This is a genomic window from Actinomyces oris (assembly GCF_006546825.1).
GTDB classification, from domain to species: Bacteria; Actinomycetota; Actinomycetes; order Actinomycetales; family Actinomycetaceae; genus Actinomyces; species Actinomyces oris.
In genome coordinates, this window is sequence record NZ_VICC01000001.1 from 366,154 (window position 1) to 387,655 (window position 21,502).

General features: G+C 68.5%; 12 protein-coding genes and 1 CRISPR repeat array. Of the genes, 8 read left to right on the forward strand and 4 right to left on the reverse strand.

The window, feature by feature from the left end; translation table 11 throughout:
• Window positions 1–77: 77 nt before the first annotated feature.
• From FK267_RS01590 to FK267_RS01600, 3 genes are read right to left on the reverse strand one after another with little or no spacing between them, the layout of a single operon-like run.
• Complete coding sequence (locus FK267_RS01590) at window positions 78–4,373, reverse strand: murein biosynthesis integral membrane protein MurJ (protein ID WP_141405945.1); 4,296 nt, start codon at window positions 4,371–4,373, stop codon at window positions 78–80.
• Entirely contained in the window at window positions 4,370–6,847 is a 2,478-nt protein-coding gene (locus tag FK267_RS01595; protein WP_141405946.1) for a DUF6049 family protein, read from the reverse strand. Before FK267_RS01595 ends, FK267_RS01590 begins: the two co-directional genes overlap by 4 nt.
• The gene (locus FK267_RS01600; protein WP_003788538.1) at window positions 6,844–7,353 is read right to left on the reverse strand and encodes an NUDIX hydrolase; all 510 of its coding nucleotides are present in this window, start codon (window positions 7,351–7,353) and stop codon (window positions 6,844–6,846) included. The genes FK267_RS01595 and FK267_RS01600 overlap by 4 nt, the downstream gene beginning before the upstream one ends.
• Before the next feature lie 203 nt (window positions 7,354–7,556).
• Here FK267_RS01600 and FK267_RS01605 point away from each other — a divergent pair, with 203 nt between their 5' ends.
• The 3 genes from FK267_RS01605 to FK267_RS01615 all read left to right on the forward strand — a co-directional run bounded on the left by FK267_RS01605 (window position 7,557) and on the right by FK267_RS01615 (window position 11,919).
• On the forward strand, window positions 7,557–9,044 hold the full coding sequence (locus tag FK267_RS01605; RefSeq protein ID WP_141405948.1) for a CCA tRNA nucleotidyltransferase: 1,488 nt from the start codon (window positions 7,557–7,559) through the stop codon (window positions 9,042–9,044).
• Window positions 9,045–9,054: 10 nt separating this feature from the next.
• Window positions 9,055–10,254, forward strand: a complete 1,200-nt coding sequence (locus FK267_RS01610) for a Gfo/Idh/MocA family protein (protein ID WP_141405950.1) — start codon at window positions 9,055–9,057, stop codon at window positions 10,252–10,254.
• Window positions 10,255–10,410: 156 nt separating this feature from the next.
• Window positions 10,411–11,919 (forward strand): glycoside hydrolase family 36 protein, encoded by a 1,509-nt coding sequence (locus FK267_RS01615; RefSeq protein ID WP_141405952.1) that lies wholly within the window; start codon window positions 10,411–10,413, stop codon window positions 11,917–11,919.
• 45 nt (window positions 11,920–11,964) lie between these two features.
• Here the strand turns inward: FK267_RS01615 and FK267_RS01620 are convergent, their stop codons facing one another.
• Window positions 11,965–13,275 (reverse strand): ATP-binding protein, encoded by a 1,311-nt coding sequence (locus tag FK267_RS01620; protein WP_141405954.1) that lies wholly within the window; start codon window positions 13,273–13,275, stop codon window positions 11,965–11,967.
• A gap of 389 nt (window positions 13,276–13,664) precedes the next feature.
• Between FK267_RS01620 and cas3g the strand changes: the two genes are divergently transcribed.
• From cas3g to csb2, 5 genes are all read left to right on the forward strand, one after another.
• Window positions 13,665–16,454, forward strand: coding sequence for a type I-G CRISPR-associated helicase/endonuclease Cas3g (gene cas3g, locus FK267_RS01625; protein ID WP_141405956.1), 2,790 nt, complete (start codon window positions 13,665–13,667; stop codon window positions 16,452–16,454).
• Window positions 16,447–17,358: a hypothetical protein gene (locus FK267_RS01630; RefSeq protein ID WP_232622471.1), complete on the forward strand. Its 912-nt coding sequence runs from the start codon at window positions 16,447–16,449 to the stop codon at window positions 17,356–17,358. The genes cas3g and FK267_RS01630 overlap by 8 nt, the downstream gene beginning before the upstream one ends.
• Window positions 17,359–17,382: 24 nt before the next feature.
• On the forward strand, window positions 17,383–17,958 hold the full coding sequence (locus FK267_RS01635; protein ID WP_075378074.1) for a type I-E CRISPR-associated protein Cas6/Cse3/CasE: 576 nt from the start codon (window positions 17,383–17,385) through the stop codon (window positions 17,956–17,958).
• Between the two features lie 67 nt (window positions 17,959–18,025).
• Window positions 18,026–19,234, forward strand: coding sequence for a type I-G CRISPR-associated RAMP protein Csb1/Cas7g (gene cas7g / locus FK267_RS01640; protein ID WP_249039329.1), 1,209 nt, complete (start codon window positions 18,026–18,028; stop codon window positions 19,232–19,234).
• The gene (gene csb2, locus FK267_RS01645; RefSeq protein WP_141405961.1) at window positions 19,227–20,543 is read left to right on the forward strand and encodes a type I-G CRISPR-associated protein Csb2; all 1,317 of its coding nucleotides are present in this window, start codon (window positions 19,227–19,229) and stop codon (window positions 20,541–20,543) included. The genes cas7g and csb2 overlap by 8 nt, the downstream gene beginning before the upstream one ends.
• An 18-nt stretch (window positions 20,544–20,561) precedes the next feature.
• A CRISPR array of direct repeats spans window positions 20,562–20,896; the repeat unit is 29 nt; unit sequence GTCAGCCCCGCGTATGCGGGGGTAGAGGG.
• Window positions 20,897–21,502 lie beyond the last annotated feature (606 nt).

Consider the following 21,502-nt stretch of genomic DNA (forward strand, 5'->3'; position numbering starts at 1 on the left):
ACGAGCGGATAGGGGGCCGCAGTGCGCGGCTACCTGAGGTAACTGGTTACCAGTACGGCCTGTTCCCAGGGAAGGTCCTATTTGATTGTGACCTCAGTCACTGTTGCCTTGTAGGGGAACTCGGTCGGATCACTGTTCTTGGGCAGCTGGGTCACCCTGATGACGATGGTGTCGACCTCCTGGGGGTTGTCGACCTTGAGGGTGGTGCTTCCCGAGGTGAAGGCGCCCTCGGCGAGGACCGTACCGCCGCCTGCGTTGCTGAGGTCCGTGGCGCGGATCTCAAGATGTCCGCCCTCGTTGGTTCCCTGCAAGTCGATCTCAGAGACCTTGGCGCGGCTCTTGAGCTTGATCTCGATGTCGATCGGCTGGAGCAGCTCTGGACTGCTGCTGTTGTGGGAGAACCAGGCGTGGCTCGTGTCCCCGTCAGCCAGGTACTGCTGGTTGTTGGCCTGTTGCGTGCTCAGGTTGTTGACCACGTTGACACCGGCGATCTCGGGCTTGGCCTCAGCCGGCTGTGGCGCGGGCTGCTGTCCGCCGCCGCCGTTCTCCTGGGCATTGGCCGAGGGGACGGTGTCAGCGGCCGCGCGGTCCTTGTCCGCGAAGGGGATGCCGATCGTCTGGTACACGATGTAGCTGGCCACCACGAGCAAGACGATGACCATGAGGAAGAAGGTGACCAGGACCGAGCTGGTCGTGCGCTGCTCGCGGCGAGCGGCCTCGGGGTCGATCTCCTCGTCCTCATCGTCATCGAAGGCCGGGAAGCTGCCGGTGAAGGGCTCGGCCGGGACCGGCGCCGGCCCGGGAACGGTCTCGGAGGCGGTCGACAGGACGTTCGGGATCGGGTTCGTCGGCCCGGTGACCTGGACGTAGACGTCGTCGGTGGACTGCTCCTGCGCAGCCGCCGACTCCGGCAGCTGCGGATCAGGAGCCTGCGGGGCCGGTGCTGCGGCAGCCGAGGCCGCCTCGATGACGGCAGTCTGCTCGGCCGGTGTGTCGGAGGCGGTGGGCACGACGGACGGTGCCGGCTCCGGCTGAACCGGTGCGGGTGCCGTTTGCCCCGCCGGTGCGCTGACCGTGGTGCTCTTGCCCGCACCGCTGCGCCGCAGCCGGTCCAGGACTCCGCGCGCCGCGTTGGCGACACCGGCTCCCGCGGCACTGACGGCGGCCGAGGCACCTGCGGCACCGCCACCAGTGGCGCCGCCGCTCGGCGAGGGGTGCTGGGACGAGGGGCGCTGCGCCGGCCCGGACTCGTGGTAGCCGGCCACCTGGTCCCAGGTGCCCAGTGAGCGCGCCACCTCAGCGGCGGAGATGGGGGGCTGGCTGCTCCAGGTGCGTTCGCACAGCTCGTCCAGGACCGGGTCGATTCCCGGCACGAGCGTGGAGGGCTTGACCGGGACACCGCCCAGTCGAGGTGCGGAGGGAATACCCGGCCGCTTGCCCGGCCACCGGCCGGTCAGGCCGTAGTACAGGATCTCCACTAGGGAGCGGGCGTCGGCACGGTCCGCGGCCGACGGGTCATGGCCGGCGACCCGGCTCTCCAGATCGAGGGCGGCGGCCTCAATGCCCAGGCCACTGACCTTCACCGTACCGTCGGGAAGAACGCGGATGGACTCCGGCGACAGGTTGAGGTGGTGCAGTCCCCGGCGAGCACCGGCGTCCAGCGCCTGCGCGGTCTCACCGATGATGGCGCGCGCCTGCGCCGGGGGCATGCCCCGGGAGACCAAGGAGGAGAAGGTCCTTCCGGTCAGCGGCTCGGTGACGATGACGGAGGGTTCGGCGCGCTCGACGTCATAGACCTGCTGGAGACGCTGGTCCTCGACCAGGACCGCCCTGCTGGCCGACTCCAGGACGTTGTCACGATGAAGCGTCGCGTCGGTGAGAACCAGGATCGTGACGTCTCGATCCAGGATCGTGTCGACGCCACGGTGCCTGACAATGCGCGGCAGGGTGGTGGACAGCGTTCCCAGGAGCCCGTAGCGACCACTGCCGATCGGCGTCGCCTCCGACATGCGTCTCCTTCCTTGAGATGGTTGTCCATCTGAACCAGTTGACCCCATCGTAACTGTCCGCGGGCTCCAGACCGGGGTGATGTGGCCGGTGTGGGCAGAGCTGTGTGACGAGTGGGTGGCGGAGCGCCCTGTGGCCCCCCGCGACGGGGGAATGCTGGCTGGCAGCGACGGCGGGATACTCCCGGGTGCGTCGGCTGGGACGTGCCCCGGGGTGGGCCAGTGGTGGGAGGAGCCGGCTGCGGCATCGGCGCTCGGTGGCGGCGGTGCGGCCGCAGCCTGCGAGGGTGCCGGTGGTGGCGGTGCGAGACGCTGGACGGGCTGCCCGTGGTGAGGGTGGCCCGCCGCGGCCTGCGAGGGGTGGCCGGCTGCGGGCTGGGACCCCATTTGACCCGGCTGTCCCCAGGAGCGGGTCTGGGCCTGAGCAGGCGGCGGCGGTGCGGGCGGAATCGCTTGAGCACCCCCGGAGGTGTAGCCAACAGCACCATGCGCCGTCGTCCCCGTTGAAAAACCGGAGAGGCCTGAGGCCGCCTGAGCCGGCGGCGGCGGGGGTGCAGGCGTCTGGACGGCCGCCATCTGAGCGGTTGCCTGGGTCTGCGGCTGCGCCGGTGACAACCAGGCCGCAGCCGCCAGGACCGCTCGCCCGGGGGCGCCGGGCAGACGCCGACCGAGCGTGGACAGGATCCGCGAGAAGGGCCGGAAGGCGACTGTGATCTCCTCGATCCGGACAATGCGCCCCATCAGCAGGTAGATGAGTGACATGACGGTGGCGACCACGGCGATGTGTCCGAGTGCCGCGGTCATGTTGGCCAGGGAGGAGTCGGCGTCGATGTCACCGAGCATCGTGTTGAGCAGGATCCCGACGACGACCGCGGGCGCCACCGCCATGATGAGACGCAGGTGGGTGGTGACGATCTTGCGGCCGTCGAGGCTGGGCAGGTGGGAGCGCATCATGGGGATGACCACCACGCAGCCCCCGATCTGGCTGATCGTGTTGGCCGCGCCCGCCCAGGTCATCCAGTGGTTGGCCGGGGCGACGAAGTAGGCCAGGACGCACAGGATCACGGGGATGACGCCGACGACGACGTCGGCCAGCAGCAGCCGCTTGGTATCGGAGTAGGCCAGCATCACCCGCTGGGTCCCGAACCAGATCCCCTGCGGGACGATGCCCAGTGCCAGAGCGATGAGCATGGGGGCGCTGGCCTGGGCCTCGGGCAGGGAGATCGAGGGGGTGAAGAGCTGCAGGGCCGGGACGGCCAGGACGCAGATGCCCGCGGTGGCCAGCACCGTGAAGACGCCCGCCGAGCGCAGCCCCAAGGAGAGGTCCTCGCGCACGCCGGCCGCGTCCCCGGCCGCGGCCTTCTCACTCATCCGGGTGAACAGGGCCGTGATGATGGAGGTGACCACGAGGGACTGGGGCAGCATGTACACCAGGTAGGCGTTGAGCCACATGGTCGTGGAGGGCACGATGACGTTCGCGTACTCGGGCTGCTCGGAGGCCGTGACCGCGTAGGAGCCCAGGTTGGAGGTGATCCAGTTGCTCAGACTGGCCACGCCCACCCCGGCCAGCGCCCACAGGGCCACCTTGACGGTCTTGCCCAGCCCCAGGCCCCGCACCCCGAAGATGATGCGCGGCCGGAACCCGGAGCGCACCAGGGGGATGTAGAGGATCAGCGCCTGGACCGCGATGCCCAGGGTCGTCGTCGCCCCGATGAGGGTGATCCGGCCCCAGTCCCAGACCTCTGCGCTTTCACCGGCGGTGTAGCGGCCGTAGATATGGAGGTAGAACAGGATCGAGGCGATCGAGATGATGTTGTTGAGCACCGGCGACCACATGTAGGGCCCGAAGCTCGAGCGGGCGTTGAGCACCTGCCCCCACAGGGCGTACAGGCCGTAGAAGAAGACCTGCGGCATGAACCAGAACGCGAAGGCGAAGGACAGCGCTCGCCACTGCCCCTGGGCCAAGGAGTTGGCGTTGAGGGTGAAGATGAGGGGCGCGGCCGCGGTCGCGATGCACGTGACCGCCAGCATGAGCGTGGCCGCGGCGGTCAGGAGGCGGTTGACGACCTCCTCGCCGTTGCGCCGTCGCAGCGCCTGAACGATCTGCGGCACCAGGATCGCGTTGAGGATCCCGCCGATCATCATGTTGTACAGGTAGGTGGGCAGGTTGTTGGCCGTGTTGAAGGCGTCGGCGGCCCCCGACCCGGTGGCGCCCAGCGCCATGACGATCAGGGCGTTGCGCACCATGCCCAGAATGCGGGAGACCAGGGTCCCCGAGGCCATGATGGCCGAGGAGCGCGCCAGGGAGGCCTGGCTGCGCCCCTGGGAGGAGGATCGCCCGATCCGTACACGCTTGATGATGCTCATGCCGTCTCCTGTGCAGCCGGGGCCACAGCGGTGCGGCGGCCTCGTCGTACTGTCCTCACCGTACCGGTCACCACGATGGCGACCAGGACCCCGACGATGACTCCGGTACCGCGTCCCTCCCAGTCGGCGCGCACGCGCATGTTGACGGTGGTGGGGGTGCCCACGGTGGTGCCGTCGGCGGCGAGCACCTGCACCGTCAGGGCGACGTCGCCGGAGCCGACGGCCTGGATCGGCACTGTGACCTTGGCCTGCTGGTGGGCCGGGACCCGCACGGTGGTGGTGCGCGGGACCTGGAGTCGCTTGTTGTTCGAGACCAGGTAGACCTGAACCGTCACGTCCTGGTTCAGGGAGGAGGTGATGCGCACCGGCAGCTGGGCCTCGGAGCTGATGACGTTGATGGTCGACGACGGCACCGCGGCCAGCGAGGAGGTGACGCCGGCGCCGGCCGCCTCAGCATAGGGGATCTGGGCATTGCGGCTCTTGGGGTCGGAGCGCCAGGACGCTGAGGAGACCACCGTCTCCAGGCTGGTGTAGTCGCCCAGGAGGGCGGCCGGCTCGGAAAGCACTGAGGAGATCGACTGCAAGGTCGTGGCGGTACGGCCGGCGGCGGCGAGGGTGTCGGCGGACAGCTCGTCGACGTCGATCACCGTCTCCGGCGTCTCGGAGCGATCGATCCGAGAGGTGCCCTCAGCCACGGCCGAGACCTCCTGTTGGGCGCGCTCCTGGAGGGCGGACAGAGACTGGGACTGGGTCCAGGGGACTGAGCGCAGGGCGGCCACCCGCTCGCGCACGACCGATGACTGCACGGCGGAGGCGGCCCGGCGGGGCATCGCCACGACGATGTCCCGCTCCAGCGCCGGGGCCTGGCGGGCCAGGATGGCACTGTCGCTGCGCAGCAGCTGGCGGGTGTCGAGCGCGGTGGCCTGGGCGCTCTGGGTGGTCGGGGTGCCCTGATCGGAGGCAGTGGGTTTGGCGTCCTCACCGGTGAGCGCCCCCGACAGGGACTGCTCCGGGATCAGGACCGCGTGGTCCCCGGAGGCGCCCAAGCCGGAGGGGGTGTAGGTGAGGTCGTCGGACGGGGGCAAGGACTCCGGTGAGGCGATGATGGTCGAATCCGGCTGCGCCAGCGCATTGACCGTGGTGGCGTCCGTGACGCTGGAGGCCAACCAGGACACCGACGTCGGGGCCCCCACCTTGACGATGGCCGACTCCTGGGTGCGCCGTGCGGCGGTCTCGATGAGGCTCGTCTGCTGCAGGTGCGCCAGGGCCGCGGTGTCGGAGTCGCCCCATGGCAGAGCCACGAGGCTGTCGGTGTGGATGGCCCGCGCGAGAGCCGCGGAGAGCTGGATGACCTCGTTGGAGACTTGAGACGTCTTCTTGTCCGACGGCGACGTCGCGGTGCCCCCAGTCTGCGGGGACGGGGCGGCGCTCGCCGAGGGGGCCGGCGTCGACGGCGTGGTCGGGGCCGACGACGCGGAGGAGTCGGCGCTCTGGGGCGCCTGAGGGGAGGCGTCCGGCGTGGAGGGCTGGGAGCTGCTGTTGCGGGCGGCCTGCTCGAGGCTGGCCGTGGTGACACCGAGGGCCTCGATCAGTGCCGGGTCGACGGCGACCACGACGCCGTCGCCGGCCATGCTCACCAGGCCCAGGACCCGGTTGTGGATGCGACTGAGGGCCTCCGTGCGCTCCTGGGTATGCGGGGCGGACAGCACCGCCATCTCCTGAGCGGAGGCGGTCACCGGCAGGAAGACGGTCATGCGCACCGGCGCGACGGAGGTGCCGCTGTCCCACACGAGGATGCTGCGGTCCTGGGCCAGGGAGACGTCCTGGGTCGCCAGGGCGACGGAGACGCCGCGCGGCCCCCACTGGTCAGTGCTGTCCAGCGGCAGCTCGTCGGCGGGAATGGTGATGGAGAACTGGGAGACGCCCCCCGGCTGGAGGTCGTGACCCAGTGGGACCGTGAAGGGGTCGGACAGTCCCGACTCGTCGGTCCCGGTCAGCCACTTGCTCAGGCCCCGACTCGTGGCCTCCGTGGATCGCTGCACCCGCGTCACCAGGTCCGCCCCGGTGATGGTCTGAGCGGTTCCGTTGGTGATGGTGCCGGTCAGGTTGAGGTCCTGGTCGCTGTGGAGCACCTCGGGGGCCATGGCGTCGATGCTCACGGTCACCTGGTTGGTGGTCTTGTCCTTCTCCGCCGGGGCGGATGGGGCGGCCGTCGTCGAGGCCGACGTCGCGGACGGCTTCGCCAAAGCTGCCGGGGCGGCCGGGGCAATCTCAGCGGAGAGCCCGGCGGACTGCGCGAGCGGGAGTGTGCCGGAGCCCTGGTCCGCCTCGGCCACGGGCAGGGCGGCCACCGGCCACAGCACCAGGCCGGCCACCCCCAGTAGGGCGGCAATGGTCACCATCGCCCTGCTCCGCAGCCGGGAGCCCAGCGTGGTGACCACCTTCGCGTACACAGAGGCGGCGGTGCCCGTCATCCATCCCCCACCAGGATGTCCCAGGCCGCGGCCACGATACGGCGCTCGTTGGGGTAGGCCAGGCGATGGGAGACGTCGTCGAGGGCGACCCACTCGACGTCCTCGGCCTCATGGTCCGGGTCGTTCTCCGTGGTCAGCGTGCCGCTGACCGCCTCCAGCAGGAAGTGGTGCACCACCTTGTGGACGCGGTGCTCGTGGCCGGCGAACCAGTAGTCGATGGTCGCCAGGTGGCGAAGAACCCGACCGGTGATCCCGGTCTCCTCCATGATCTCGCGGACTGCGGCCTGCTCGGGGGTCTCGGCGCCCTCCAGGTGCCCCTTGGGCAGGCACCACTCCAGGCGCCCGCCCCGGTTGCGCCGGGCGATGACCGCGGTGAAGGCCTGCCCGTTCTGAACGTCGACGACCAGGCCGCCGGCACTGGTCTCATTGACGATGGGCAGGGCGCGTGCACTCGCCCGGTGGGCCGGGTTTCCGGCGCGGGGCGTGCGAGTGCGTGGAGAGGGCATGGGGACACTCTAGGGCGTCCGGGCCGCCGGGCGCCGCTGGCCGAGTACGTCGTCGCACACAACTGCGCCATCCGCGGACGGACGTGAGGGGGCGACGGCGGTCGGTGGCGGCCGTGGCCGGGGTGCGGGATGGTCCTCACCACAGGGCGGCGGAGGCCGAGGACGACGGCGCACCGGTGAGGGTTCATGGCAGGCTTGGGCCGATGACTGCGCACCCCGCTCCCGCTGACCCCGCCGACTCCCCGGAAGCCGCCGAGAACCGCGGCCTGACGCCTAAGGCCCGTCAGGCGCTCGAGGGCCTGCCCCCCGCCCTGGCGGCCCTGGGCCACGCCTTCGTGCGCGCCGGGCACGAGATCGCCCTGGTCGGCGGGCCGGTGCGGGACGCCTTCCTCGGCGTCGCCCCCCACGACCTGGACCTGACTACCTCGGCCCGCCCCGAGCAGACCGAGAAGATCCTGGCCGCCTGGGGCGAGACCACCTGGGACGTGGGCCGGGCCTTCGGCACTATTGGCGCGCGCAAGGGCTCCACCATCGTGGAGGTCACCACCTACCGCACCGAGGCCTACGAGGTCGGCTCGCGCAAGCCCCAGGTGACCTATGGCGACACCCTCACCGGGGACCTCACCCGCCGCGACTTCACCGTCAACGCCATGGCGCTGCGCCTGCCCGACCTCGAGCTCGTCGACCCCTGCGGCGGCCTGGCCGACCTGAGCGCCGGCGTCCTGCGCACCCCCGTCAGTGCCGAGCAGTCCTTCGACGACGACCCCCTGCGCATCATGCGGGCCGCCCGCTTTGCTGCCCAGCTCGGCTTCGACGTCGAGATGGACGTCATGACCGCCATGGAGGAGATGGCCTCCCGCCTGGAGATCGTCTCCGCCGAGCGCGTGCGCGCCGAGCTCGAGCGCCTGCTCATCAGCCCCTGGCCCCGGCGCGGACTGGAGCTCATGGTCCACACCGGTGTGGCCGACGTCGTCCTGCCCGAGCTGAGCGCCCTGCGCGAGACCGTCGACGAGCACAAGCGCCACAAGGACGTCTACGAGCACACCCTGACCGTCCTGGACCAGGCCATCGACCTGGAGACCGGGCCCGACGGGCCCGTCCCCGGCCCCGACCTGGTGCTGCGCCTGGCCGCCATCCTCCACGACATCGGCAAGCCCGCCACCCGCCGCTTCCTGCCCGACGGCACCGTCACCTTCCACGGCCACGACCACGTCGGCGCCCGGATGACGGCCAAGCGGCTGCGGGCCCTGCGCTTCGACAAGCAGACCATCAAGGACGTCTCCCGGCTGGTCGAGCTCCACCTGCGCTTCCACGGCTACGTCGACGCCGCCTGGTCGGACTCGGCCGTGCGCCGTTACGCCACCGACGCCGGTCCCCTGCTGGAGCGCCTCCACCGGCTCACCCGGGCCGACGTCACCACCCGCAACCGCCGCAAGGCCGCCATGCTGGACCGCGCCTACGACGACCTCGAGGAGCGCATCGAGGCCCTGCGCGCCGCCGAGGAGCTGGCCGCCATCCGCCCCGACCTCGACGGCGGCCAGATCATGGCCGAGCTCGGCGTGGCCCCCGGGCCGGTCGTCGGCGAGGCCTACCGCTTCCTCATGGACCTGCGCATGGAGAAGGGGCCCATCGGCAAGGACCTGGCCCGCCAGGCACTGCGCTCCTGGTGGGCGGCCCGCCAGAAGAGCTGAGGGAGACAGAGTGCTTGAAGCCTCAAGGGAGCTGCGGGTCGGTGTCGTCGGCATCGGGGCCCGCTGCTACCTGGCCGCGCTCGCGGATTCCTCGCCGGTGTCGGCCCGGCTCGTGGTCGCGGCCGACACCGCCCCCGACGCCGTCGAGCGCGCTCGGCGGCTCCTGCCCGAGGGCGTGGCGGTCGTGGCCGACCACCGCGACCTGCTGGGGTTCGGGATCGACGCCGTCGTCCTGACCACCCCCGACGACACGCACGAGGAGCTGGCCTGCTTCTTCCTCGAGGCTGGTATCCCGGTCTACCTGGAGAAGCCCCTGGCCATCACCATCGAGGCCGCCGACCATATCTTGGAGACCGCCCGGCGCACCGGCACCCGCCTCTACGTGGGCCACAACATGCGCCACATGGAGGTGGTGCGGCTGCTGAAGTCGATCATCGACTCCGGGCGGATCGGCGAGGTCAAGGCCATCTGGTGCCGCCACTTCGTGGGTAACGGCGGCGACTACTACTTCCGCGACTGGCACGCCGAGCGCCGCCACGTCACCGGCCTGCTGCTGCAGAAGGCCGCCCACGACATCGACGTCATGAGCTGGCTGGCTCACTCCGCGCCCGCCCGCGTCGTCGGCATGGGTGGACTCATGGTCTACGGGGAGGCCGAGCGGCGCCCGGCGGGGACGAGCGCCGGCACCGTCATGCAGGACTGGTTCAGCCTCGAGCACTGGCCGTCCGACGAGGTGGACGGGCTCAACCCTGTCATCGACGTCGAGGACCACTCCATGCTCATGATGACCATGCGCAACGGGGTCATGACCTCCTACCAGCAGTGCCACTTCACCCCCGACTACTGGCGCAGCTACACGGTCATTGGCACCCGCGGCCGGGCCGAGAACCTCGGTGACGGGGCCGGCGACGTCGTCAAGGTGTGGACCGAGCGCACCGAGCACTACGCCGAGCGCGCCACCCAGGAGTACGTCATCGCCGAGGAGGGCACCGGGCACGACAGCGCCGACCAGCTCGCCATCGACGAGTTCCTGCGCTTCGTGCGCGACGGCGGGGCCACCGAGGTCTCCCCGGTCAGTGCGCGTGACGCCGTCGCGGCGGGGGTGCTGGCCACTCGGTCCCTGCGCTCGGGCTCCGTGCCCTTCGACGTGCCCGAGCTCGACGCGGAGCTGGCGGACTACTTCCACCGTGGGCAGCACAACTCTCACTGATCGACGGAAATCTCATCAACGACGCGGCTCCGCGTCATCTGTGAAGAAAATGTCGGTCTGTACGGTCGGTAGCACGTACAGTGCGAGCCGGGCGGTGCCGGTGCCTCGCGGGGGACCCGAGCCGCGGGCAGGACAGGCCGGAGCCGAGGAGAGCGCATGATTCACCACATCACCCTGACCGGGCGGAGCATCGCCCTGGCCTGCGACGGCACGGTGACCACCCAGCACGGGGCCGGCGGCGCCACCGGCGCGGTCTATGTCGAGGCCTCCCACCTGACCCTCCTGCATGACATGCGCGACGGCGAGTTCTACCGCACCGGCCAGAACTCCTGGTCGCCGTCGGGCTGGCGCCGCCTGAGCGAGGCGCCCATGCGCATCGCCGACGAGCAGCGCCGTCGGACCGCCGACGACGCCCCCTGGGACGACCCGGCCCGCCACCACTCGGCCTGGATGGCGGTCCTGGAGGACTCCGCCGGGGCACTGCTCGTGGGCTGCCTGGACGGGCGCACGCCGCGGCTGCGCGCCGACACCGCGGTCCTGGAGGCCTTCACCGAGTCCGGCGACCCGGCGCGCTGGGTGATCCTGCCCGGCCCGGCCACCGCCGTCATGGCCCGCTACGCGCGCGAGCTCGGTGAGAGCCTGGGAGGTCGGGAGATCGAGCCGCAGAGCGTGTGGTGCTCCTGGTACTCCTACTACGAAGGCATCTCGCAGGAGGCCCTCGAGCGCGAGATCCCGCAGGTCGCCGAGCTGGGCTTCAAGACGCTTCAGATCGACGACGGCTGGGAGGTCGCGGTCGGCGACTGGGAGGCCGGCGAGAGCTTCGGCGACGGCATGGAGGCCGCCGCGACCCGGATCCGGGAGGCCGGCATGCAGCCGGGCCTGTGGGTGGCGCCCTTCATCGCCCTACCTGGCTCACGGGCCGTGCGCGACTACCCGGAGATGTTCGTCCACAACGCCGACGGCGGACTGGCCGTGGCCGGCTCCAACTGGGGCGGCGACTACTACGCGTTGGACACGACCCACCCCACCGCCCAGACATACGTGCGCAAGCTCATCGCCAAGATCGTCCACCGGTGGGGCTTCAGCTACCTCAAGCTCGACTTCATCAACGCCGCCGCCATCCCCGGCTACCGGCACCGCCAGATCGACCGGGAGGAGGCCTACCGCACCGGGCTGCGGCTCGTGCGCGACACGGCCGGGGAGGAGACCTTCCTCCTGGGCTCCGGGGCGCTCATCATGCCCTCCATCGGGCTGCTCGACGCGGTGCGGGTGGGGCCGGATGTGGCCCCCATGTGGGAGAACTACGCCTCCGACGACCTGTCCGATGCCAAGGCCTACAACGCCCTGCACGCCGGCATCAATCGGCTTTGGCTGGGGCGGGTCATCGGGGTCGATCCCGACGTCGTCTTCTTCCGCCACCGCCGCAACCTCCTGGACGACACCCAGATGCAGTGGCTGCGCGACGTGGCCGAGGCCAGCCGCTACCGGTGTCTGTCGGACCAGATGACCTGGCTCGATGAGGAGGAGAAGGAGGCCGTGCGCGCTTTCCTGGCCGCCGAGGACGAGCCCCTGGAGATCCTGGGCCGCTACCGCTTCAGCCTGGGCGAGCGCGAGATCGACCTCACCGAGGCCATCGAGGGGACGCCGTCGGCCTACCCGCTGTGAGGCGGGGCTGGGGCGACGTCCGGGTTTGGTAGGCCGAGCGGGGTTCTACGGTCCCAGCAGGGCGGCGGGCACGACGGCGATCCCGTCCTCGTCCCGGTAGGCCAGACGGCCGGTGGTCACCAGGACTGCGTCCGCGAGCCTTGGCCCGATTTTCTTGCGCAGCCAGCGCAGGTGCTTGGTGTCCTCCGGCTTGGGGGTGGCCCTTGCCTTGATCTCGAAGGCGACAACCCGGCGGTCGGCTCCTTCGAGGATGATGTCGATCTCCTGGAGCCCGCCTTTGGTGCGCAGGTGGAAGACCCGGGCGCTGAGGACCTCTGCGTAGACCTGAAGACTCTGAATCACCAGGGACTCGAATAGTGAACCGAGTACTCGGGGGCGGCGCGGGGTGCCCCGAGGGCTGGTGAGGATCGGGCGGCCGACCCCGAGCACCTCGGAGGGACCGTATCCGAGAAGGCGGGCGGCCAGGGCCGGGTCGCACAGCTGGTGCTTGTCGGTCAGGTTGTTGCGGGAGAACTCGTTCTCGCTGGGGCTCCAGCCCGGAACCGGGTCCAGTAGCCACATCCCGCTGAGATGGTCTCGGTAGGAGCGTGCCGTCGCCAAGCCCATGTCGGTGCTCAGGGGTCTGGTCGCCAGCTCGGCGATGGAGGTGAAGCTCGCTGTTGTGGCCACTGCGCTGGCGTAGGCCGTCAGCCACTCCCTCACGGTTCGTGAACGTCGCCTGCCGCCCGTCGCCTCCGGTAGATCGTGTCGGAGCGTTTGCTCGATGTATCCGTCCAGCTGGGCCTCGCGCCCCAAAGGTGGCTGCTCCCTGATGGCGGGGAAGCCCGAGCGGCAGATCTCATCGACGTACTGGTCGATCGTGACAGTCGTGTGCCCCTCGATCGGGGTCAGGGCGGAGGGATCCTGAGTGCCGAGACCACTGCCTAACAGGCGCCCCACCGAGACCGTTGGAGTCTCGATCGCGCGCTCGGCCAGGCTGAAGGGACGCATCCTGAGAGTGATGATCCGTCCTGCGCCGGTGTGGGTGGGTGCCTGGGACGGTGTGGAGGATCCGGTGAGCAGAAAACGGCCGGGTGACGGATCGTCGTCGACGGCGCGACGTACCCGGTCCCACAGCTCGGGCATGCGTTGCCACTCGTCGATGACGAGAGGGCTGGGAAGTGTGGTGAAGCGCGATCCGATGGCGGCGAGCTGGGCGCGTTCATCGGGATCGTCAACGGCAATGAAGGTAGTGCCGTGGGCCCTGGCGGTGCGGGTCTTCCCGACGGCGCGGGCTCCCTCGACGCTGACCGCCGGGACCGACCGCAGCAGCTCCTCGAGGCGCTGGTCCATGAGACGCGGCTGGTAGGTGGTCATGAACTGATCGTAAGGGCCACTTTGTGCTGCCGTACAGCCAAAAGAGTGGGTCTGTGGATAACTCTGAGGTCCGGGAGCACTGGGTGACGATCAGATCGGTCGTGCCTTCATCGACTATTTGGCCAAGAGTTAATGATCGGTTTGGTCAAGTGCTGTGGTGACCGCGGTGCCCCTCTGGACCCTCGGCGCAGCAGCGGGCAGTGACAGGGGGACTCACCAAGTGTAAGATGAGTCTCACCATCGCCATGCCTCTCAAGGGACGCATCGGCTCCACAGCTGGTGGAGGTAGCGGATTATCAATGGTCCGCACGGAAGTGCTGGCGGTGCTGCCCCAGGGGACTGGGGGTTGAACTTATCTATGGTAAGAACAAGTTCTCAGGAGTGTTGATGTGAGCGGCCTGGACTTCGCAGACCTCTTCCGCGAGATCGCTGGGCATGAGCCCAGGGACTACCAGGTGCGCCTGGCCGAACGACTCGCCCGGGGAGAGCCGCCGTCCCACCTCAGCGTCCCGACCGGGATGGGCAAGACCCTCGCGGTCCTCATCGGATGGCTGTACGCGCTGGCACAGGACGCCGAGCAGGTAAGCCGACGTCGTCGGAGGCGGGTGGTCCCCCTGAGACTGCATCTGGTTGTCGACCGGCGTGCCGTCGTCGATGACTCCTTCGAGGCGGCGCAAAGGATCAGGAAGGCGCTCGCAGAAGGTGCAGGTGACCGGTCGACGGTGAGACGCGTGGCCGAGGTGCTGCGCTCGGCTTTCGCGATCCCCGCTGAGGCGGAGGTGCTCGAGGTGCGTCGCCTGCGCGGCGGGCTCGCTGATGCTGATCGGGACCTCACGGAGCACACGCGCTACCCCTCCCGGCCGGCCATCATCGTGGGAACACTCGACATGACCGTGTCCCGTCTGCTGTTCCGCGGCTACCAGCTCTCGCCCTACCGCCGCAGCATCGATGCGGCGCTGACGGGGATGGATGCGTTCTGGGTCCTCGACGAGGCACACCTCTCCGAGCAGGCCCTGACCACCTTGTTCGTGCTCCGCAGCGAGGAGAGCAGGCTCGAGGATCGTTGTGGTGGCAGCGTCCCGGGCCTGCAGGTCATGCCGATGACGGCGACACCCATGACGCTTCCCGCCCTCCACCGGGGGGCCGACCAGGAGTCGACTCCCGGGCTCAGCCTGGACTGGGAGGAGGAGTGCCGCCTGGATCCGCAACTGGCTGCGCGGCGGGCGCATCGTGACGGTGTCCCGGTGGAGGTTCACTGCGTGGAAGGCAAAGCGGCAGCCGCTCTCACGGAGCAGGCATGTACCCGCGCGAAGGAGCTGAGCCGGGGAGAGTCGCTGGTCGTCTTCTGCAACACTCTGGACACCGTCAAGACGGTCGTGGCCGGGTTGAAGAAGCAGGCCCGACAGCTGAGGGAGCAGGCTCCTCACGTGGATGTCATGGTCGGTGGGATGCCTGCTCGCCGTAGCGAGCACGTCGTGGAGGGACTCTCCCCTTATCGGACGGGGGCCGAGGGCCGTCAGGACGCGCAGGCCACCGTCGTCGTGGCCACATCGACTCTGGAGGTTGGTGCCGACCTCGACTTCACCCACCTCCTGACGGAGAGCTGTCAGGCCGGCTCCCTGGTGCAGCGCCTGGGACGGGTCAACCGGGTCGGCGCCCGCCCCGACGGCAGCGTGACCATCGTTCACTCCACCACGAGTCAGGACCCGATCCACGGCGGAGCCGCAGACGCCGTCGTCGAGCTGATCGACGGAGCCACCACCCTCGGTGAGGTGGTGAAACGGCTCGATGACGCTGATGGGCGGGAGGATCTGGTGAACGCGGATCAGGTCCCGGTCGTCATCCCTCCGAATGTCTTCGCCGCCTATCTGCGCACTCTGGGGTCCCGCAACGACGCCCCGGTTCACCCGTGGATCCGGCCGCTGGCCGATCCGCGGCCGGACACATTCATTGTCTTCCGCAAGAGTGTGGGAGACCTCGCCGGCGTCAGTTCCGAGGCCCTCCGGGAGGACCTGACTCGTTGGCGGCCCGATCTTCGAGCCGAGGCCTGGAGCATCCCGCTGAACGATGCTCAGGAGGTAGCGAAACAGGCGGTGAAAACGCAGCCCCTCGTCATCATCGATCCGACGTCGCAGGAGCCGCGCATCCTTGAGGCCGGGGACTCTCTTCCCGATCTGGTTCCCGGTCAGATCCTCGTCTTGGCGCCGAGTGACGGCAGCAACCCCTATGGGCTGGAGAACGCCGGCCGTGACTACTCCGGGCAGCACGTCATGCCCGGCGCCACGGCTGAGGAGGTGTCCAAGGAGCTGGTGTCCCTCGCGACGGGGACAGACCGCGGAGCGAGCCGGAGGGAGGCGGTTATCCTCACGGACCTATCCGGGGGTGACCTACGAACCGACGACCCGTACGCCGACCTCCTGGAAGAGACGACCCTGCTCGCAGTGCCACCGGGTTGGCAGATCGTCGACGACGTCCTTGGCGCCGACAGTGGTCACCCGTGGCTCCGCCTGCGGCTCGTGGAGGCCGCCACCGAAGGTCCCGCGAGCACCGAGGATGACGCCGACGAGCGCACCCTGTGCGGCCACGGAGACCGGGTGGGTGAGCGTGCAGGACAGTGGGCCCGAGCCGTCGGCCTGCCGGAGAGCCTGGTGGAGGACCTCGTCACGGCCGGGTGTCACCATGATGATGGCAAGGATGATCCCAGGATGCAGGCCGCCCTCGGGGCTGCCGTGGATGAGAGCGGCTTCCTCGTCCTGGAGGAACCGGTTCAGCGGAAGCATCGAAGGCAGCTGAGCAAGTCTCGGCTCCCTCGCAGGTACTGGAACCGCTCCATGCGCATGGCCGGTGTGCCCTCCGGCTGGAGGCATGAAGCGGCCTCAGCGGATCGCTTGGAGGAGCAGCTGGAAAAAGGTGAGCAGACGGCGCACGATCCCGATCTGGTGATGCATCTGGTTCTCAGTCACCACGGACGCTTCCGAGGTCCAGGACCGGTGTGCCTGCCCGAGCACGGACCAGCACCACGACATCAGGACCCGAATGCCCTCTCCTGGGCGGAGGCCATAAGCCGTTTCCACCGTCTCAATGATCGCTACGGTCCCTACACCCTGGCGCTGGTTGAGGCGATCCTTCGCCTGGCTGATTGGGACGTCTCGCAAGAACTGGAGCAGAACCATGAGTAGTGCGCCATGCCCTGATGAGCCTGCCGAGTACCGCCTAACTGCGCTGCCGGGAAATCGTGCAGCCTATGTCCTGGCGACCTGGGGACTGGTGTCGCTACTCCCGGGGGCGACGCTCCGCTTCGAGGGGGAGGCAGTCCCCCTCGTCGGCTATGGCGGGGATACGGATGAGCTGGTGAATGTGGCCGCTCGTGGTCTGGTGGAGCGAACCTGGGGCCTCGGGGAGGGTGGGTTGCGCGGCATCACCACGACGACGCCCAGGCGATCCGCGGTCAACGTCCTGTCACATGCCGGCTGGCAGGCCGCTGACAAGACGAGCGACCTCAGGGCATGTGGGCCGGTAGCCGTCTTCGATGCGTCAGCGACGTCAGCCGAGCGGTTGAAGAGTACTGGCATGCAGGATCTCCAGGTCCGCTCCTCGGCGTTGACCTTGCTCAGCGGCAAGAGCCATACCGCCAAGTCGGTGCAGGACACCTGGGGGCTCATGGGGGCGTCACTGACCACTGCCGACGATGCTGTCGCTGCGGGGGCGGCACACCTTGACCGACTGGTGCACGGCGAGATTGCAGTTGCTCGGGCCAAGCCGGGGTTGCGCTTCTCTGCCAGTCAGGCGACCCCGCGTATCACCAGTGGATCGGAGGAGTGCGACGTGTACCCGCTCGTGGATCTCCTGGCCTTCTGCGGGCACCTGCTCCTCCAGCCACAGCAGCGAGAGATGACGCAAGAAGGTCCGGCCAAGGCCCTCACGTGGGTGCTGCATCCGGTTCCCTTCACGATGGAGGCAATCATCGATCTGCACGAGTCCCCGCCGCCTGACCTGCCGTGGCACCGGTGGACATCCCTCATTCGCGGCACCGGTTCCACGGCCAAAGTGACATCGTTCGGGCCCGCCCACCCCGGGGCATGAGAGAGAAAGAGGTGACAACAACCCATGCCTGATCAGATCGCAGTCCTCCCGCTGGCGAAGGCGCTATCGGACCTGGAGACACCTGATGCGGTCCATCGTCTCGCCATGTCGTACTTGCCCGATCTCAGAGGCGCTTCGCGGTCGATTCGCGCAGACCTCGGTGTCCTGTACCGCCTGGCTCTACCAACCGAGTACGGCGGGCAGAAGGGCTCCCTGGTCATCAGATTCCGGGCCGATCTCGATCTGCCCGGAACACAGGCCATTGAGGCGCCGTCAGGGTTTGCCGTCGGTCAGCGCTTCACTGTTCGAGTGGTGGCAGAGAAACGCCATGCCGATGAATCGGGAAAGAACCGCGTCCGCGCTGTCCTCGACGAGGAAGCTGACGGGTGGGCCACCGATTTGCTGGAGCGCCATGGTCTGGGGGTCAGTGAGCTGGCGGTCTCACCGAGGTGGTTCGTGGGCCGGCGAGGCGGACGCTCCTTTACGCTCCGCGATCTCACCGGCACGGTGAGCAGTATCAGTGAGACTGGAGCATCCGCCTACCACCAGGGCATCGGGAGGGGGAAGGCCTACGGCTACGGAATGCCCCTGGTGCTGTGACGACGTGAATGAGAACTGTGCTCGATCACTATGACGATAGATATGCAGATAAGGATATTGAACGATGATGACGGCTCAAGAATTTCGCTCCACCATCGGTGCCCTCATGGAGGAGGGTGCGGTGGCTGGAATCAGCGTGACCAGCAAATACGACTCATTGTCGGGAATGACCGTGACGCCTCCGGCGGGCACGATCCGTCAGAAGGGTGAAGTTGTCGGCTTCTTTGAAACTGTCGACGATGGGAAGGCGGCCACAATTGACACGTGGGGATCCCAGGCCTCACGGTGCGAGGTGCTTCTTGCTAGTCGCTTCAGAGGAGGAACCAACACCCTCGCTGAGGTGCTGGGTTTCCCCATGGTGGTCCTCGTCGATGAGGACGGAGAGGTGCTGACCACCTCCGTGGAGCTCTCGCACCGGCAGGCCGACGCCACCTGGAGGCTCATACGGAAAGAGCTCACCGACAAGGGGGTCGATTTCGAGGGGATCCAGAATGCCACCCGCTCCCAGCCGGATGCTCTGCTCACTGGATTCCCTACAGCGATCCCCTTCGGATGGTGGCACTCGCAGACGAAGCGCTCCCAGAAGGCTGTTGATGAAGCCAATAAGGGAGGGAAGAAAGGTGGGGGTAAGGATGCTCGTGAGCTGAATGCGACGCGGGATGAATTTCTTGGTTACTACGTCATGAATCCTGCGGAGTCGCGTTCTGCGAGACTGTTCACGTCGGAGATTATTGCGACTGGTGTGTCTGAGCGTCGTCGTATGGCTGGGAAGACGGATCCGCTCTTCGCGGCGACCAGTAATAAAACGACGATTCGGGGAGTAAAGCTTTCCGCTCTGGGAATTGGGTCATTGCCTCCGCTTGATATTTCTGAGGCTCCATCAGATTTAACGTACAACTCTATCGTGGGGAAGGCCTTCTTCTCCCTTGCTGGGTTGAGGACATTCGCCTTCTCTCGCCCGGAGCCTGCGCGAGCGCTGGTGGTCAGCCTGACCCTGCTGCTGTACCGACTGCTGCAGGAACGGCTGGACCTGCGTGTAGGGGCCGAGCTGCGTCTGCGCGAGCCGGGCCTCGAGGTCAAGGTCGAGAGGCACGGAGCACCCTCCGAGCCCCTCGCACTGCCGGAGGTCGACGAGCTGGTGGACCTCGTGCGTGACCTGGGCCAGGAGATCGGTTGGAACGGCGCCACCGTTGTCACGATCACCCACGACTCCCCGCTGGGAAAGATCATCCTGGACGTCGATGGGCGCAAGACTGACGGACGCAGCGATGACTGATCTGACCATCACGGCCTCGTTCCCCCTCGGAGAGTTCAACGCGCACGATGGAGAGGGGCGTGCCGAATGGCCACCGGCTCCAGCGCGCGTACTGGCCGCGATGCTGTCCGCCGCCCATGGCTTCGGAGAAGGCGTTTCCGAGGTCGAGGCTCTCTTTCGATGTCCTTCTCCACGGATCACCGCCCCTCCGGCCGGTGAGCGTCAGATCGGCTACCGGCGGTGGGTCCCCGTCAACAATGAGCTGAAGATGGACAAGAACGGTTCGCCGACCGGGATTGTCGACCGAAACGACCGCCTCCTGGAGAAGCAGGCGAAGGATCCCGAGTGCGGCATGATGGTCGGTACCGGCCCGGACGACGTCGTGCGTTGGACCTTCGCCGTTGATGGCCCGGTCGATCTGGGCGTTCTGCAGAAGGTGGCGCGGTTCGTGGAGTACCTCGGGCGTCCGACCTCACCTGTGCTGCTCGATGTCGCCGACGGTGCTGGTGAGGCGCCACCTGGCCATTCCTGTTGGGAACCGGATCCGACGGGCTGGATTCGGCTGCGGGTGGGAACGGAAGGACTCCTGGCTGCTTTGGACGCCCGCGAGGAGGAGCGGCGCCGCAGCACCGTGACGGGGACGCATCCGTATATGAGCGTGCGACCCACCGCTCTCTATCGGCTCGTGGATGGGAGGTCCGGTGATGGGGCTGCGCCTGATACTCGGGAGCTGCTGCGCACGTGCTCGCTCTACCGAATGCCCCACAGTGGCAGGCAAGGGGTAGTTCTGGTGCATGCCTCCGACGCTGCTCTCGTCACGGAGCAGCTGCGAGACTCCCTTGGGGAGGCGGGCTGGATGCTGCCACTCATCGGTGGGTTGGGTCGCCGTCACCTGCCCGTTCTGCGGGGGGTGCTCGTGGCCGGGGGTTCTCGGCTGCCCTCCGTGGGACTCGCGGTGAGGACGGGGGTGGTTGAGGCCAGACTCGCTGAGACCAGGACATTGGCTTCTCTGCCCCGAGTTTTGCGGGCCGCTACCGCTCCTTCGTCGTTGTGGACCACCGTTGTGCCCACGGCGGAGGATCCTGAACACATTGTGTCCTTGTTGGAGGAATGCGCCTCGGGGCTCGGCTGCGGACTCGTTGGGGCTGAGCGTCACTCCGACTCACGAAGCGACGGAGGTGTCGATGTGCAGGAGGACAACGGGCGCTGGCACGTCTCGGTCACCTTCGACGCGAAAGTGCCCGGGCCGGTGGTCTTTGACGGTGCCCTCATGGTTCCCCTGGGGGCCACCACCTTGGCAGTGAACCCACGGCGACCCCGAACCGACTAACACCGCAGGTCAGCAAGTGTCAGCCCCGCGTATGCGGGGGTAGAGGGCAGCTCCGCCGGCCGACCTCATCACCTACCTGGTCAGCCCCGCGTATGCGGGGGTAGAGGGCCACCGTCGGGGGTCAGGTTTTCGTCGGCCCAGTCAGCCCCGCGTATGCGGGGGTAGAGGGGCGACAACGCTCAGTCCCTCACGGTCGAGGAGGTCAGCCCCGCGTATGCGGGGGTAGAGGGGGCCACCAGGGCCATGGCGTCGTCCGGACCTTGTCAGCCTCGCGTATGCGGGTGTAGAGGGTCCACTCCGGTTGAGGAAGTGACATGGCCCGAGCCAGCCCCGCGTATGCGGGGGTAGAGGGCCGGCGGCCAGTGCCTGCTTCCACGCCTTCCGGTCAGTCTCGCGCGCGCTGGGGTGGAGGCGTCAGGCCGTCCGTGGTCAGCAGGCCGACCGGGTCAGCCCCGCGCTCGCGGGGGTAGAGGGGACTCCAAGGAGGACAACTCCAAGGGCCAGCTGTCAGCCCCGCGCACGCGGGGGTAGAGGCTGGAACCCGAAGGCCGGTTCACACGCGGGCGCGTCAGCCCCGCGCACGCGGGGGTAGAGGGAGGGACGGCATGCAGACCAACGACGTTATCGAGTCAGCCCCGCGCACGCGGGGGTGGAGGGCGGTCCACGCTCTGGTGGTGAGTGAAAGCCTCGTCAGCCCCGCGTATGCGGGGGTAGAGGGAAATGACCTTTGCCCGGAATCTCCAGGAACGCGTCAGCCCCGCGCACGCGGGGGTAAAGGGACCCTGTACCTGCGTGCCCACCTGGGTCACGCGTCAGCCCCGCGTATGCGGGGGTTCACACGGACCTGCGGCTGAGGCTGTCCTGGGGCGGCCCCCGGTGAGGGCGCTCGGCTCCGCCGCTGAGACCACGCAGGACCTCGCGGAGTCGAGCCCGTTGGCAGCTCAGTGTCCACGGTGCTG

What these genes read in the sequence shown, in the direction of transcription:
- FK267_RS01595 (WP_141405946.1), bottom strand. Translation starts at nt 6,847, where the DNA reads ATGACGGGCACCGCCGCCTCTGTGTACGCGAAGGTGGTCACCACGCTG.
- FK267_RS01630 (WP_232622471.1), top strand. Translation starts at nt 16,447, where the DNA reads ATGAGTAGTGCGCCATGCCCTGATGAGCCTGCCGAGTACCGCCTAACT.
- csb2 (WP_141405961.1), top strand. Translation starts at nt 19,227, where the DNA reads ATGACTGATCTGACCATCACGGCCTCGTTCCCCCTCGGAGAGTTCAAC.
- FK267_RS01600 (WP_003788538.1), bottom strand. Translation starts at nt 7,353, where the DNA reads ATGCCCTCTCCACGCACTCGCACGCCCCGCGCCGGAAACCCGGCCCAC.
- FK267_RS01635 (WP_075378074.1), top strand. Translation starts at nt 17,383, where the DNA reads ATGCCTGATCAGATCGCAGTCCTCCCGCTGGCGAAGGCGCTATCGGAC.
- FK267_RS01605 (WP_141405948.1), top strand. Translation starts at nt 7,557, where the DNA reads ATGACTGCGCACCCCGCTCCCGCTGACCCCGCCGACTCCCCGGAAGCC.
- FK267_RS01620 (WP_141405954.1), bottom strand. Translation starts at nt 13,275, where the DNA reads ATGACCACCTACCAGCCGCGTCTCATGGACCAGCGCCTCGAGGAGCTG.
- FK267_RS01590 (WP_141405945.1), bottom strand. Translation starts at nt 4,373, where the DNA reads ATGAGCATCATCAAGCGTGTACGGATCGGGCGATCCTCCTCCCAGGGG.
- FK267_RS01615 (WP_141405952.1), top strand. Translation starts at nt 10,411, where the DNA reads ATGATTCACCACATCACCCTGACCGGGCGGAGCATCGCCCTGGCCTGC.
- cas7g (WP_249039329.1), top strand. Translation starts at nt 18,026, where the DNA reads ATGACGGCTCAAGAATTTCGCTCCACCATCGGTGCCCTCATGGAGGAG.